The organism is Methanocaldococcus indicus (assembly GCF_049554935.1).
Taxonomy (GTDB): Archaea; AGJL01; Methanococci; order Methanococcales; family Methanocaldococcaceae; genus Methanocaldococcus; species Methanocaldococcus indicus.
Window position 1 is genome coordinate 287,412 of the sequence record NZ_CP186926.1, and the last position, 14,812, is coordinate 302,223.

Consider the following 14,812-nt stretch of genomic DNA (forward strand, 5'->3'; position numbering starts at 1 on the left):
ATTTTCACATCTTTAAATCTTTATATCATCTTTTAAAACATATCTTATTGGAATAAATATAGATAGGAAGATAATTAACATTATTAGAGCTGCTCCCCAAGCAATTTTATGGTCTTCTGGTGAAGGACTTTGAACTAATGTATATATTAAGAGAGGAATAGCTCCAACTGGCTGTAAGGGATTGGTAGGATAGACCTCATACAATCCACCAGCAGTAAATAATAGAGGAGCTGTTTCTCCTGCAACTTTTGCCATACCAATTAAGACTCCTGTTAAAATTCCTTTTTTTGCCATTTTTGTAATAACTTTGAATATAACTTGTGCTCTTGTGCAACCTAATGCATAACCTCCTTCTTTATATATTTTAGGTATTTCAGCCATTGCTTCCTCTGTATAAACAGCAACATAAGGAATTAAGATTAAAGCTAATGCTATAGCCCCAGCTAATGCTGAATATGTTCCCATAGGAATAACTAATACAGTCATTACAAAAGTCCCAACTAATATAGTCGGAAACTCTAACATAATTTGTAGAAGAACTTTTGTAGCTCTTCCAATTAAACTCTCTGGAAACTCATAAGCATAAGCTCCTGCTAAAAATGCAATTGGAATTCCTATCAATGTTGCTAAAATAGTTAGCATCAAAGTTCCAACAATTGCTGGACCAATTCCTCCCTCACTTAAAGGATTTACAATGAAAGATACACCTCTCTCCATTATAATTGGAAGTCCTTTAACAGATATTGAGTATATTATGTGAAATAGTGGAACAACTGCTAAAAAAGTCAGAAATCCAACAAAAAATAAAAATATTTTATCTTTAATCATTCTAATTGTTTTAATGTTGGACATGTTTTCTCCACCTTCTTAAATATATAATTCCAATTATATTTACAATTAAACCAACAACAAACAAAACCAAACCAGCAGCATATAAAGTAGGTAGCATATATTCATACAAGACAGCATTACCAAACTGATTAGCAATTAATGAAGATATGGTATATCCAGGAGCAAACAACTTGTAAGTTAAATTAAAGGCATTACCAATAACCAATGAAACAGCAACTGTCTCACCTAATGCTCTACCAAAAGCTAAAATTAATCCAGAGACAATAGCTGGTCTAATATACTTAATTAGCTCCTTAGTAGTTTCATATTTTGTGCATCCTAATGCATACAAACCTTCTTTATAGACAGTTGGCACCATAGCATAAGCTTCTCTTATAATTGCTGATGCAAAAGGAGTTACCATTATTCCCAATAATATTCCAGCAGCAAAGAAAGAGTATCCTGATAAAGGAGGATAGTCAAATAGAGGAATAAATGATAAATGCTCATAAAGAGGTTTCATAATATAATCTCTTAAAATAGGAACTAAGATAAATGCTCCCCAAATACCATAAATTATTGTTGGTAGTCCAGCCATTATATCAGAGATGATTATTAAAGGATGTTTTAACTTTTTAGGAGCATAATCATTTACAAATATTGCATAAGCTATAGAGAGTGGTAAAGCCACTAAAATTGCCAATGTAGCTGTATAAATACTTCCCCATATTGGAGCAGCTAATCCATAAACTTCCTTTGCAGGATTTTCAGATGCTTTCCAAACATTTTTTATAAATAAATCTATTCCAAACTTTTGCAAAGCTGGAAGTGCATTAATAAAATAAGTGTAAAGAATATAGACAAATACAAAGAAAGCTATTATAATTGCTGGATAGGTAATAATTTTAAATTCATCAATTTTTTTCAATATTCTTTTTAATTCCATATTTTCCTCCCTAAAATTCATAAATTGTGAATTTTTTGTTAATTTAGTTAATATACTTATTGGATATATAAAGTTATTTGTTTTACTTTATGAAGTTATATAAGTACATACGTTTAAGAGAAATTATTCTATAAGTTATTTAAATTAGTTTTTTGTTATTTTTATACTTACAAGATTGATGGGAATGTCTATGAACAAATTTAAATTAGTATTTAAAACACCATGTCATACTTGGGATATTGAAAATTTAATGTCATGCATATTTGGAATAAAGAGTTCTGATGTTAGAGTTTATTTTGATTTATTGATTAATGGACCATCTAAGATAAGTGATATAGCTAAGAGAATAGATAGAGAGAGAAGCACGGTACAAAGAGCAGTGCAAAATTTATTAACAGCTGGATTGGTAACGAGAAAGCAGGTAAATTTAAAGGAAGGAGGTTATTATTATATTTATGAAGCTATTCCATTTGAAGATGTAAAAAAAATAATTAAAGAGAATATTGAAGAGTGGAGTAAAAATATGATAACATGGATTAACAATATATCTTTAGAGGATATTAAAAAAGAGATGGGAGAATGATAACATTCTTAGGGACATCTGCTGCTGTCCCAACAAAAAAAAGAAATCATATTGGAATAGCTTTTAAATATAATGGAGATATCTTCTTATTTGATTGTGGGGAAAATATTCAAAGGCAATTTTTATATTCTCCCCTATCTCCAATGAAAATTAAAGCTATCTTTATTACACATCTTCATGGAGACCATATTTTAGGACTCCCTGGAATAATACAAAGTTTATCTTTTTTAGAGAGGAAAGAAGATTTATTAATTTTTGGACCAAAAGGTATTAAAGATATTGTAAAATACTCATTATCTTTTGGTTATTGTTCAATAAATTTCAATATAAAAGTTTTTGAGATTGATAGTAGAGAGCCAATAGACGTATATAGAGAAGAAAAATTTAGGATTATAGCTTATCCATTAGAGCATTTTGTTGATAACTATTCATATACATTTTTAGAGATAAAGAAACCAAGATTAGATATAGAAAAAGCTAAGAAATTGAAGGTTAAAATAGGACCAGATTTAAAAAGATTGAAAAATGGATATCCTGTAAGAAATATTGATGGAGAATTAATATATCCTGAGGATGTCCTTTTACCACCAAAAAAGGGAATATCCTTATCTTATTCAGGAGATACATTACCAATTAAAGAATATGGGAAATTTTTAAAAGATAATGGTGTTGATATTCTAATCCATGAAGCTACTTATGATGACTCTTTAAAAGATTTAGCTGTTGAAAGTTATCACTCTACAATTGGAGATGCTGTAAAAATTGCTGATATAGCAGAAGTTAAAAGTTTAATTTTAACACATATATCTGCAAGATATGACAAGGATGAGGATATATATTATAAAAATGTTGAAAGATATAAAAAAGATTGTAAATTTAAAATTTTTGTAAGTGAGGATTTAAAGAGCTATAACATTAAGGAGTTGATAAAATGAAGATTGCTATTGTTGGAGGGACAGGAGATTTAGGATTTGGATTGGCTTTAAGGTTATCTAAACACTACAATATTATAATTGGTTCAAGAAAAGAAGAAAAAGCTAAAAAAGCAGCAGAAGAAGTAAAAAAATTAGTTAAAGATGCAAAAGTTGAAGGTAAAGGGAATATAGAAGCTGTTAAAGAAGCTGATGTAATTATATTGTCTGTTCCTTATGAGTATGTCCTTTCAACTTTAAAGGATTTGAAAGAGTATTTAAAAAACAAAATAGTTGTTTCTGTCGTAGTTCCACTCTCTACTGTTATTGGTGATTCTCCAGAGAAACCTCTCTTTCCATATGATGGCTCAGTTGCTGAAATGATTCAAAATTATTTAAAAGATAGTAAAGTAGTAGGAGCTTTTCAAAATATATCATATAAATCTTTAAGAGATTTAGATAATAAAGTAGATGCTGATGTATTAGTTTGTGGAGATGATGAAGAAGCAAAAAAAATAGTTATTGAAATAGCAAATAAAATAGATGGAGTTAGAGGAATAGATGCAGGAAAATTAGAAATGTCAAGAATTGTAGAAGGTTTAACTCCTCTCTTAATTGGAATTAATAAAAGATATAAATCTGAGTGTAGCATAAAAATAAGTAATTTGAAAATTTAATAATCTTTATATTTATCTACTTCTTTTTGATGTTTCTCTATTTCTTCAATACTTGCAACTTTAAACTCATTAGCATATTTTTCAAGGTCTTTAGCAACATTTACAAGTTCATTAGTTGCCTTCTTAATTTCTTCAATAATTGCGTTTAATTCTTCAGTTGAGGCAGTTAGTTCTTCAGCGGTAGCGGCGAACTCTTCAGATATAGAAGCGACATCTTGCACATCTCTTAAAGCGACTTGAATACTATCAGCAGCTTTTTCAGCCGCTGATTTTATCTCTTCCATCTTTTGATTTACTAAATCAACACTCTCCTTAATTTTCATAAATGCATTATTAACTTCATCAATTGCGACAACTCCTTTATCAACCTCTTCTTTTCCAGCTAACCCTAAATCAATTGTTTTATTAATTTTCTCTTGTATTTCACTTATAGTTTTGTTAATGTCATCAACAGACTTACCAATCTCTTCAGCTAAACCTTTAATTTCACTTGCAACAACAGCAAAACCTCTTCCAGCATCTCCTGCTCTTGCAGCTTCAATAGATGCATTTAGGGCTAATAGTCCTGTTTGTTCAGCAATATCTTTTATTAAAGCGGTTATCTCATTAATTTTTTGGCTTTCTCTACCTAACTCTTCTAAAGCTCTACCTAACTCATCTATAACGTTTGCAATTCTTTGCATTGTTTCAATTGCGTGCTCAACCTTTTCAACTCCTAAATTTGTAGAATCTTCTACTACTCTAACAGCTTCAACTCCATTAATAGCAGCGTCATAAACACCTCTTGTTATATTTGTAACCTCTTCTAATTCTTGACTTATATCTTGTAGTTTTGTTGATTGGTCTGTTGCTGCTGTAGCTACTTGTTGTGTTGCATCTGCTATTTGGTCAGATGTCTCTTTTGCTCTCTCTAATTCAGCGTTAATTCTTTCAATTTCTGTATTTAACCTAATGACTTCATCTTTTAAGTTTCCAATTAATAAAGATAGTTTATTAATTGAAGTGTTAATTGCATAGTAAAGATTTTCAAAACCTTCAAATTTTCTAACATGAACGTTTAAGTTTCCATTAGCAATAGCTTCCATAACATTGATAATGTCTTTAAATATCTCCTCTAATTTTTTTCTAAATGCTTTTTCTTTTTCCATATCTTCTTTTATATTTTCAATGATTTTCATAATGTTACTATAAACTCTTCCAATCTCATCATTTGCAAATTTTATTCTTGGCTCTACAAATCTTTTATTAGCAAGTTCATTTGTTATATATTCCAATTCAAGAATTGGTCTAATGACAATTTTATCTATTAGCAAGAACAATCCTATTCCTGAGGCAAATACTAAAAAGATAATTCCTAATAACATATAGTTTAAATTATTTGTATATTTATTAACACTAATTACCAAACTGTCACTAAGCTTATCTAATCCATCAATTAATTTGTCATGATTTTCTAAAAGGTAATTTAGAGCTTTTTCTCCTTCTGGAGAGTTGGGATTTGATAAATAAACATTTATATATCTATAGAATTCATCCCAATCAGATTTTAGTTTTAATAAATTATCTCTATTCTCTGATATTGGAGATATTACTATATTATGATTCCCTATTTTTACTGTCCCACCATTTAATATAGCATTGAGAATTTTATTGAAGTTCTCTGCAGAATCTTTTACTTCCTTTAAATCATCTGGATTCTCTGTGTATTTATAACTAATACTATGAGCCACTATTTTTGCTAATAAGAATTTTTCATATTCTAATAATTTAGCATCTGTACTATATTCATCAACTTTTTGAAGTTCAAAATAGCTAACTACTCCTAATGCACATATTATTAAAATAACTGGGATAAAAACTAACATTATCTTAGTTCTGATAGAATTAAGATTTATCTTCATTTTTCTCCCTCATAACTATATATTTGTTATATAAAAAATCTTAATAATAAAATTAAACAATAATGCAATAAAATATTAAATCATAATATTAATAAATATTTTTTGTGTAGGTAGATATGTAACAAAAAATTAAAAAATAATAAATAAGTAAGAATATAATTATTCATATTTTTTAATATATTCTGCTATTGCTCTACTTACACATGGAGGGACACTTTCTCCAACTTGGTTGTATTGAACCTCTCTCCCACCAAAAAATATGAAATCATCAGGATAACTCATTAATCTTGCTTGCTCTCTAACAGTTAATAATCTATCTTCATAAGGATGGATAAATCTAACCTTTCCTTTAACAGTTGGAGCTAATTTTTTTGGATGTAATCTAATCCAGTTGTGCATAACTTTTTTAAATCCTCTAAATCTATACAATGACTCTCCCCACCTTAATTTAGATATTAGTTCTTTCTTTTTATCAGATAGCTTTTTTATTTCATGGTTTGGAGCATCTTTTGGTATATCTTTTAAAGCTTCTTCAACAACTATTTTTTTATTAAGTTTTTTAGGTTTTAACTTTATATTGGATATAAAAGCTCTTGCTCTTATTGATGGATTTCCATAATCCTCAGCTCTTAAAATATTTAAATAAGCTTCTATTCCAATATTGCTAAATAATCTTTCCAATTCATCCCATAACTCCTTTATCTGAGGCACATTCTCCATAACAAAGATTAAATCATTATTTTTATTATAGAAATATTCTAAATATTTAATAAATTCTAAGGTTAATCTTCCAGTTCTATCTTTATATAATCTATCCAATGGGTTCTCTTCTATCCTCTTAGCTTTTGTAAATGCTTCACAAGGTGGAGAGCCAATTAATATATCAACTTTTTCATTTTTAATAATAGAGTTGTCAAACAACTTAGGAGGAACTTTCTTTATATCTTCAACATACACAGGAGCTTTAATGTTATATTGGTATGTCTTAACTGCTGGTTTAAAATTTTCTAATCCAGCTAAGATTTTATAGCCTTCATCTAAAAATCCTTTTGAAAATCCACCACATCCACAGAATAAATCTACAACATTCATACTCTATAACCTATAAAATTCCTTTGCATTTAAATATAAAGATTTATTTATTTTATTTTCATCTACACCTAACTTTTTTAACTCTAACTTAGTTTTTGGTAAAGCATAAATATCTGATTTCAAACTTCCTAAGTCACTACTTAAAATAAATTTTTTATTATACTCTTTAATTATCTTTGCAGCTCTCTCAGGTGTTAATTTTAAAGATTGGACAGTTAAGCCAATATAGTATTTCTCTACTAAATCAACCGTTTCCTCATTTAGATGGTCTATCATAACTAAATCTTCTTTTATCTTTACTTCATCTAAAATCTCTAAGATTTTTAATAACGCCTCTTTTTTGTTTTTCTCAGGAGTGTGAATTACTATTGGCATTTTGTAATCCTTAGCTATATACAACTGCTCCTTTAACAAATTAATTTCATCTTCTTTTAAATAATGTAGTCCTGTCTCTCCAATGCATACAACATTCTCATTATCTAAAAATTTTGGTATTTCTTTGATTAATCTTTCCCAATTTTTTGGATATCCCATAGGATGAACTCCTATCCCTACCTTAACCTCAACATTAGCTATTTTTCCTCTTTTTACTTCTAAGTTTATTAATCTATCCCACAAATCTAAATAAACCTCTGGAACACTCATCTTATATGGGTCATGTGAAAGAGTTATAATCTTCTCTATTCCTGCTATTGCCATATTCTCTAAATCTTCAAAACTTCTAACATCTAAATGTGTATGTGCATCTATCATCATACTAACCCCCTTTCTATTAATTTATTTCATTTTTTTATTCATTTTTTATCCCTATTTCTATTTATAATTAATTTCAATAATTATAATATAATATTTAATGGAAATATATAAAACTATAAATTATTAATTTTCAAAACAATATTAAGCTATATATAACAAGAAAGATATTATTTAAAATTACAAAAAATGAGAAATGGTGAAATTATGGAAGATTTAAGAGAAAAAGCATTAGCTTTGGAAATGTATAATCAACAAATTCAAATTTTACAACAAGAAATAGCAAGTATTAGAGGTTTAAAAGAGGAAATTGAAAAATGTATTAATACATTGGAGAATGTAAAAGTTGATGATGAAACCCTAATTCCTGTAGGTCCAGGAGTATTTTTAAAAGCAAAAATTATAGATGATAAAGCAATTTATGGAATAAAATCTGATATATTTGTTGAAAAACCAATATCTGATGTTATAGAGAATTTAAAAAAATCATTAGAAGATTTAAATAAGGCAGAAGAAGAAGGATTAAAAAAATTAAATGAAATTACAGCATTAGCTATGAAATTAAAAGAAGAATTACAAAAAGAATTTGAAAAACAACAGAAAAACCAACAAAAGAAAAATTAAAATAACTAAAAATTAGTGGGCCCGGCCGGATTCGAACCGGCGACTTTCGCCTTGTAAGGGCGACGTCATAGCCAGCTAGACCACGGGCCCTAAAAAAGCATTATTATAATTTCTATTTTTGGTATATATACTTTTCTATTATTGGGATAATTATGAATTTAGATTTATTTTTAAAAGATAGGGAAGAAGTTATAAAAGATGCTAAAAGAAAAGATTTATCCATAAAAAAATTTAAAAAACTTATTGATAAGTTGAGAGAAAATAAGAAAATAGTTGCTGATTTTACAGAATACAATCCTCTCCATAAAGGGCATAAGTATGCATTAGATAAAGGAAAGGAATATGGTTTTTTTATATCTGTCCTTCCAGGACCATTAGAGAGAAGTGGTAGAGGAGTTCCCTATTTTTTAGATAGATATACAAGAGCTGAATTGGCTATAAGAGCAGGAGCTGATATAGTTGTTGAAGGCCCTGCTATGGGAATTCTTGGCTCAGGCCAATATATGAGATGTTTAATAAAAATGTTCTATACATTAGGAGCTGAAATAATTCCAAGAGGCTATATTCCTGAGGAAACAATGAATAAGGTTATTGATAGGATAAATAAGGGTTTTCATATTAGAGTTAAGCCATATAAAATTATGTGTATAGAGACAGGAGAAGTTTTAGGAGAAAAGTTAAATATAGATAATTATGTTATTGCTTCTATGTCTCAAACAATATATAAACTAAATAAAGAAGAAAATTTAAACTATCATCCAAAATTTGTATTTATAAAAAGATTAGAAGGAATTAGTGGGACAAAAATAAGAGAGGCAATAAAATCTGGAAAATTTGATTTAGTTAAAGATTTATTACCAAAAAGCACTTTGGAGGTGTTAGAAGATAAATACAAAAAAGGAGAACTAACATTCTTAGAAAGATTTGAAGATAGAATTTTAGAAACAGCTAATGAGTATGATTTATATAAATATCTACCTAAAAATATAGCAGAAATATTAGAAAAAAATAGGCCTTACAATAGTATTGATGAAATAAAAAAGGTTATTCCTTTTGGTTTTACAAGACATTTCAAAGAGAGAATTTTAAATTTATTGGAGGCAAGGATTGAGAAAGACCTTATAAAGAAATATATTAACAATTATCCATCTAAGATAAAAATATTAAAAGTGAAAAATTATGATAATTGATGAAATATTAAAAAAAGAAGTGTATAAAGCATTAGGATGCACAGAAGTTGTTTTAATAGGAAAGACTGTTGCAAAAGCAAAACCAAAAAACTTAGATGATATAAAAAAGATTAGATTGGTTTTAGGAAAAGAGATATTTAAAAATGCTTATGCTGTTGGAGTTCCAAATACTGGAAAGTTTGGAATAGTTCCAGCTGTTGTGGCTGGATTGTTGAGTAAGAGAGATGATAATGAAGTTTTTAGAGATATTGATTATAATGAAGAGTTAGAAGAAAAAATTAAAAATCTAATTGATATTGAGTTAGTTGATAAAAAAGTATATTGTAAGGTTGAAATATTTGCTGATAAATTATACTCTGCTGAGAGTGAGGAGTATAATGTTAGTGTAGATAATAAACTAAAAGAACAGTTTAAAAATTTAAATTTGGATGACTTCTTAGAGTATATCAATAATATCCCAAAAGATATTAAAAAACTGATTAATGATGTGATAAAAACAAACTATGAAATAACTACTCCAACAGTTGATAGAGAGTTTTTAAGTTTAGATTTCAATGATGAAAGATTTAGATATGTGTTAGAAAAGACAGTATCAGCAGTATATAATAGAATGATAGGTGTAAATAAAGTTGTTTATGCCATAGCTGGCAGTGGAAATATGGGACTAACTGCAACAGTCCCAATTATAGCTTATGATGAGCTAACTAATAAGGATAAGGATTTGTTAATTAGGAGTATAACTCTCTCAGCTTTAACAACTATCTACTCATCTTACTACTCTGGCTATACATCAGCTATGTGTGGATGTGTAAATAGAGGAGGATTAGGAGCTTTAATAGGGCTATCTTACTATTTAGGAAAAGATATTAATAAAGCTATTAAAGGTTTTGTAGCAAATCTTCCAGGAATTGTTTGTGATGGTGGTAAAGTTGGCTGTTCTTTAAAAATAGCCTCTGGAATATTTTCAATATTTTTATCTTTAAACTCTTCAATACCATATAACAATGGAATTATAGGAAAAGATTTTAAAGAAAATATTATAAATATAAATAAAGTTGCTAATGCAATGGAAAGAGTTGATGATGTTATAATTGAAATTTTAAAAACAAAAAAAATTTAAGGAGGTTGGATAAAATGTTTGATGAACCTGTAAAAGAGATAATGACTAAAGATGTAGTAACAATAACACCAGAAACACCAATATCCAAGGCTATTGGGATTATGGATGAAAATAACTTCCACCATTTAATTGTTGTAGATAAAAAAGATGGTAAAGAGGAGTATTATTTAGTTTCAATGAGAGATTTGTTATTAGCAAGTAATCCAGAGGAAGAAGTTAGAACTTTGATGTACAAAGCTCACTGTATAGATGAAGATACTCCTGTTCTTGATGCTGTATGTGAGATGGTTGAAAGTGGATTAAGAGCAGTTCCAATAGTTAATAAATATGGAGTATTAGTAGGAATTGTTACTGATTATGATATAATGAATAGAGCTTCAAAATCTAAGTTATTAAAAGATATAGAAGTTAAAAAATTGATGACAAGACACCCAATAACAATATATGAATATGAATCAATAGGTAAGGCAAGAGCTTTAATGAGAGATAACAACATAGGTAGATTGATAGTTTTAGATGAAGAAGGGAAACCAGTAGGGATTGTTACAGAAGAGGATATTTTAAAGAAGGTATTTAAGCCAAAAAGAAGAATGGGTGCTGGAGACTTAAAAGGGGAAAAAGTCCCAAGAATGGGACAGCCAGTTAAATTAATTATGAGTACTCCATTAATCTCTATTGAGCCAGAGGCAAGTGTTGCAGATGCTGCAAGAATGATGAAAGAGTATAGTATTAGAGGACTTCCAGTTATTAAAGGAGATAAATTAAGAGGAATAATTACAAGACATGATATAGTCAAATATTTAGCTGATTTAAAGAAAGGAGCAATGATTGAAGTTGAGATTCATGGTGAGTTGGATAAAGATGTTGAAGACTTAGCTAAAAGAATTATTGCAACAGAAGTTAAAAAAATGGTTAAACATGCTGGAAAAATACACTGGATAAAAATAAATATTAAGAAAGAGAGAGACAAAGGGGGAGTTCCTTATTATAAAATAACTACTTATGTTAAAACACCACACAAGTTGTATGTTGGAGAAGCTAAGCCAAAAGGTTCAATACCAAACAAGTTAGAGGCAGAAGGAGAAGATGTTGGTTATGTTTCCGAGCATGTAAGATGGGAGTTTATTGATATATTAAAAGATTCATTAGACTCTGTATTAAAACAATTAGAAGCAGACCATGATAGATTAAATCCAAAACATAAAAAAGAAAGACAACCAGAAGAAGGAATAAGAGAAGAATAATATCTATATTTTATTTTTTTATTTTTAAATTTTTAATTTTATAAGTAAAACAATATTCATGAGATAAAATTAATTTTCAATTGAAATAATCTATTTTTACTTTAAAAGAAAAATCAACTAGAAAAATTTCCATACCGGGACGGTCTTATTTTAACGGAGTGGAAAGAGTCCCCGCTGAGATAAACATAGAACACAAATTTCCATACCGGGACGGTCTTATTTTAACTTGTTCAAGAATGAATCATATCTATACAGTGAACCTACATTTCCATACCGGGACGGTCTTATTTTAACCTTAGTGTATTGTAATAGGAATTATTGATTCATTTAATTTCAATTCCGAGACGGTCTTATTTTAACGATATATCATAAAGTGCCTGTGGTTTATAGAGATGAGAGATTTCAATTCCGAGACGGTCTTATTTTAACCATCTTGGACACAAATACACTTTTGCCTTCTTAATTTATTTCAATTCCGAGACGGTCTTATTTTAACAAGGATATTGTTTATAAGGATTTGTATAAATTATGTGATATATTTCAATTCCGAGACGGTCTTATTTTAACGACACCTTCACATACAAAGAATATGAGATAAAGAAAACATTTCAATTCCGAGACGGTCTTATTTTAACATTGATGAAGAAGGGGATATTTATTTGTTTTATAGAGATTTCAATTCCGAGACGGTCTTATTTTAACTTTTAACGAAGGAATTTTAGATTATGCTGGATTGAGATTGATTTCAATTCCGAGACGGTCTTATTTTAACTTAATGAATAATGTAAAAATTGCAAATCTAACTAATTTCAATTCCGAGACGGTCTTATTTTAACATAAAATGCTCACTAACATCAAAAATTTTTATTTTATATTTCAATTCCGAGACGGTCTTATTTTAACTTTATATCAAATAAAAGAAGGGTATAATTGTAATGATTTCAATTCCGAGACGGTCTTATTTTAACTTTTTGTATTTTTTCCATTTTTCAAGTGCTTCAAAATTTCAATTCCGAGACGGTCTTATTTTAACAGGAGGCACATTTTAGATATAATAATATAACGACTTTCTCATATATAAGCTTTTTGGTACTAAAATTTTCGAAGGGTAGGTTTCCCTATTTATTTATATACCTTCGAACGTTTATAAAAATCTTTCTATTCCCAATTATTCAATTAAAAATTTTTTATATCTAAAAATTAAACCAATTTATCGGGGATTTTCAAATGTTAAAAGAAATAACCTAAAACACCTAAAAATCTCGTTATATTATTAAATCAAAATATATAAAATACTCAAAATATGGACCCCCTCTGAATTTTTCTAAAAATCCTTTAAATTGAAAATAACCAACTAAAACCAAATTAAATCAAAAAATAAAGATTTTTAGCGTGATAATTATCATCCAAATATATATAACTGTTACTGTAAATTATTATTTTAAAAACTTAATTATGGAGAAAATCCATGTATCAGAAAATAGGAGATATTTTAGTAGTTAAAAGAGATTTATCTCAAAAAGAGATTGAAACATTAGTAAATAAAACAAAATGCAAAACAATAGTTAGATACACTACACAAATAACAGGAGAATTTAGAACTCCAAATGTAAAAATTTTATTTGGTAAAGAAACTGAAACTATACACAAAGAGCATAAATGCTTATTTAAGTTAGATGTTGCTAAAATTATGTGGAGTCAGGGAAATATTAAAGAAAGGGAAAGAATAGCTAAAATTTCAAATAAAAATGAGATTGTTATTGATATGTTTGCAGGAATTGGTTATTTTTCTATACCTATAGCAAAATACTCACAACCTAAAAAAATCTATTCAATTGAAAAAAATCCAATCTCTTTCTATTATTTAACTGAAAATGTAAAATTAAACAAATTAAAAAATGTAGTTCCTATTCTTTCGGATAATAGAGATGTTGATTTAAAAGGAGATAGAATAATTATGGGATATATACATAAAACCCATAAATTTTTAGATAAGGCTTTTTCATTTTTAAAAGATGTTGGTTATATCCACTATCATGAAACTGTTGCTGAAAAAGTCCTTTATAGACCAATAGAAAGGCTAAAATACTATGCAGAAAAGAACAACTATAAATTAGAATCTTATAATCTAATAAAAGTTAAGAAATATGCTCCAGGAGTTTGGCATGTTGTTGTAGATGCTAAATTCTGTGCATATAGTTAAAAATATCTTCATGCTGAACAAAAACCTCAACTCCAAGCTCTTTAGCTTTCTTTTCTAACTCTTTTTTTAAAGATAATAAATCTATCTTGCTATTTGATAAATCTACAATCATAATCATAGCAAAGACATCTTGTATGATTGTTTGGCTAATATCTACAATATTGACATTATACTCTGCTAAAACATTGGATATGCCTGCAACTATTCCAGTTTTATCTTTTCCTATAACAGATACTACTGCCCTCATGATTTCACATTTTTAAATTGTTATTATTTTTCCCTGTCTTCTAACTTCAACTTTTCCATCTCTTAGATAGAATTTTACTATTCTACTACCAGTCCCTCCTGTATCTTCTCCTTTCAAAGGAATTTTATATTTAGCTAATAACTCCTTAGCCTTTTTAACATTTTTCTCTCCAATATTTATAGTTGAAGATGTCTTAAACATCTTAGCTCCACCAGCAAGTTTAGCAATTAATTTATGTGGCCTTGCACCTTCAACTGTTAATTTTGTAATTAAGGCAGGAATTGCTGTATTTACATATCTCCCCGGGTCTCTTGGATTGGTTTCTTTTGTCTCTGGAAGTACTGAATGAGCCATACCTCCAATTTTCTTTCCAGGGTCATAAAGCATTATAGCTACACATGAGCCAAGAAGTGTTTCTAAAATTTCTGGACTTCTTGCTACTTCTAAACCCCCTATCCTAACTTTTATAACCATACACAGACACCCACAC

General features: G+C 28.4%; 15 protein-coding genes, 1 tRNA gene and 1 CRISPR repeat array. Of the genes, 8 read left to right on the plus strand and 8 right to left on the minus strand.

The features are described from left to right. Positions 1-12: 12 nt before the first annotated feature. A complete protein-coding gene (pstA, locus tag ACPB8Q_RS01735; RefSeq protein ID WP_423792950.1) occupies positions 13-852 on the minus strand; it encodes a phosphate ABC transporter permease PstA in 840 nt (279 codons plus the stop codon). Then, entirely contained in the window at positions 839-1,777 is a 939-nt protein-coding gene (pstC, locus tag ACPB8Q_RS01740; RefSeq protein WP_423792951.1) for a phosphate ABC transporter permease subunit PstC, read from the minus strand. The genes pstA and pstC overlap by 14 nt, the downstream gene beginning before the upstream one ends. A 190-nt stretch (positions 1,778-1,967) precedes the next feature. Between pstC and ACPB8Q_RS01745 the strand changes: the two genes are divergently transcribed. Genes ACPB8Q_RS01745 through npdG form a run of 3 tightly spaced genes read left to right on the plus strand, consistent with a single transcriptional unit; the run spans position 1,968 to position 3,948 of the window. Further along, on the plus strand, positions 1,968-2,360 hold the full coding sequence (locus ACPB8Q_RS01745; RefSeq protein ID WP_423792952.1) for a helix-turn-helix domain-containing protein: 393 nt from the start codon (positions 1,968-1,970) through the stop codon (positions 2,358-2,360). After that, positions 2,357-3,295 carry a ribonuclease Z gene (gene rnz / locus ACPB8Q_RS01750; RefSeq protein ID WP_423792953.1) on the plus strand — a complete coding sequence of 313 codons (939 nt, stop codon included), beginning with the start codon at positions 2,357-2,359 and terminating at the stop codon, positions 3,293-3,295. The genes ACPB8Q_RS01745 and rnz overlap by 4 nt, the downstream gene beginning before the upstream one ends. After that, a complete protein-coding gene (gene npdG / locus ACPB8Q_RS01755; RefSeq protein WP_423792954.1) occupies positions 3,292-3,948 on the plus strand; it encodes an NADPH-dependent F420 reductase in 657 nt (218 codons plus the stop codon). The genes rnz and npdG overlap by 4 nt, the downstream gene beginning before the upstream one ends. Here the strand turns inward: npdG and ACPB8Q_RS01760 are convergent. The 3 genes from ACPB8Q_RS01760 to ACPB8Q_RS01770 all read right to left on the minus strand — a co-directional run bounded on the left by ACPB8Q_RS01760 (position 3,945) and on the right by ACPB8Q_RS01770 (position 7,694). Next, the gene (locus tag ACPB8Q_RS01760; protein WP_423792955.1) at positions 3,945-5,849 is read right to left on the minus strand and encodes a HAMP domain-containing methyl-accepting chemotaxis protein; all 1,905 of its coding nucleotides are present in this window, start codon (positions 5,847-5,849) and stop codon (positions 3,945-3,947) included. The genes npdG and ACPB8Q_RS01760 overlap by 4 nt on opposite strands. A gap of 159 nt (positions 5,850-6,008) precedes the next feature. Then, positions 6,009-6,941 carry a DNA cytosine methyltransferase gene (locus ACPB8Q_RS01765; protein ID WP_423792956.1) on the minus strand — a complete coding sequence of 311 codons (933 nt, stop codon included), beginning with the start codon at positions 6,939-6,941 and terminating at the stop codon, positions 6,009-6,011. Positions 6,942-6,944: 3 nt separating this feature from the next. Beyond that, on the minus strand, positions 6,945-7,694 hold the full coding sequence (locus ACPB8Q_RS01770; protein WP_423793390.1) for a TatD family hydrolase: 750 nt from the start codon (positions 7,692-7,694) through the stop codon (positions 6,945-6,947). A gap of 207 nt (positions 7,695-7,901) precedes the next feature. Between ACPB8Q_RS01770 and pfdA the strand changes: the two genes are divergently transcribed. Further along, positions 7,902-8,318: a prefoldin subunit alpha gene (pfdA, locus tag ACPB8Q_RS01775; RefSeq protein ID WP_423792957.1), complete on the plus strand. Its 417-nt coding sequence runs from the start codon at positions 7,902-7,904 to the stop codon at positions 8,316-8,318. A 16-nt stretch (positions 8,319-8,334) separates the two neighbouring features. Here the strand turns inward: pfdA and ACPB8Q_RS01780 are convergent. Further along, positions 8,335-8,408: transfer RNA gene (locus tag ACPB8Q_RS01780), tRNA-Val, on the minus strand. Positions 8,409-8,470: 62 nt separating this feature from the next. Here ACPB8Q_RS01780 and ACPB8Q_RS01785 point away from each other — a divergent pair. The 4 genes from ACPB8Q_RS01785 to taw2 all read left to right on the plus strand — a co-directional run bounded on the left by ACPB8Q_RS01785 (position 8,471) and on the right by taw2 (position 14,075). After that, positions 8,471-9,508 carry a nucleotidyltransferase family protein gene (locus tag ACPB8Q_RS01785; protein ID WP_423792958.1) on the plus strand — a complete coding sequence of 346 codons (1,038 nt, stop codon included), beginning with the start codon at positions 8,471-8,473 and terminating at the stop codon, positions 9,506-9,508. After that, the gene (locus ACPB8Q_RS01790; RefSeq protein ID WP_423792959.1) at positions 9,498-10,628 is read left to right on the plus strand and encodes an L-serine ammonia-lyase, iron-sulfur-dependent, subunit alpha; all 1,131 of its coding nucleotides are present in this window, start codon (positions 9,498-9,500) and stop codon (positions 10,626-10,628) included. Before ACPB8Q_RS01785 ends, ACPB8Q_RS01790 begins: the two co-directional genes overlap by 11 nt. A gap of 14 nt (positions 10,629-10,642) precedes the next feature. Continuing rightward, a complete protein-coding gene (locus tag ACPB8Q_RS01795; RefSeq protein WP_423792960.1) occupies positions 10,643-11,872 on the plus strand; it encodes a CBS domain-containing protein in 1,230 nt (409 codons plus the stop codon). 125 nt (positions 11,873-11,997) lie between these two features. Next, positions 11,998-12,905: direct repeats of the CRISPR family, unit length 30 nt; unit sequence ATTTCCATACCGGGACGGTCTTATTTTAAC. A 435-nt stretch (positions 12,906-13,340) separates the two neighbouring features. Beyond that, complete coding sequence (gene taw2 / locus ACPB8Q_RS01800) at positions 13,341-14,075, plus strand: class I SAM-dependent methyltransferase (RefSeq protein WP_423792961.1); 735 nt, start codon at positions 13,341-13,343, stop codon at positions 14,073-14,075. Here taw2 and ACPB8Q_RS01805 read toward each other — a convergent pair. Next, positions 14,053-14,325, minus strand: a complete 273-nt coding sequence (locus tag ACPB8Q_RS01805) for an ACT domain-containing protein (protein WP_423793391.1) — start codon at positions 14,323-14,325, stop codon at positions 14,053-14,055. The two genes, taw2 and ACPB8Q_RS01805, sit on opposite strands and share 23 nt — an antisense overlap. A 9-nt stretch (positions 14,326-14,334) precedes the next feature. Beyond that, positions 14,335-14,796 (minus strand): chemotaxis protein CheD, encoded by a 462-nt coding sequence (locus ACPB8Q_RS01810; protein ID WP_423792962.1) that lies wholly within the window; start codon positions 14,794-14,796, stop codon positions 14,335-14,337. Between the last annotated feature and the right edge of the window lie 16 nt (positions 14,797-14,812).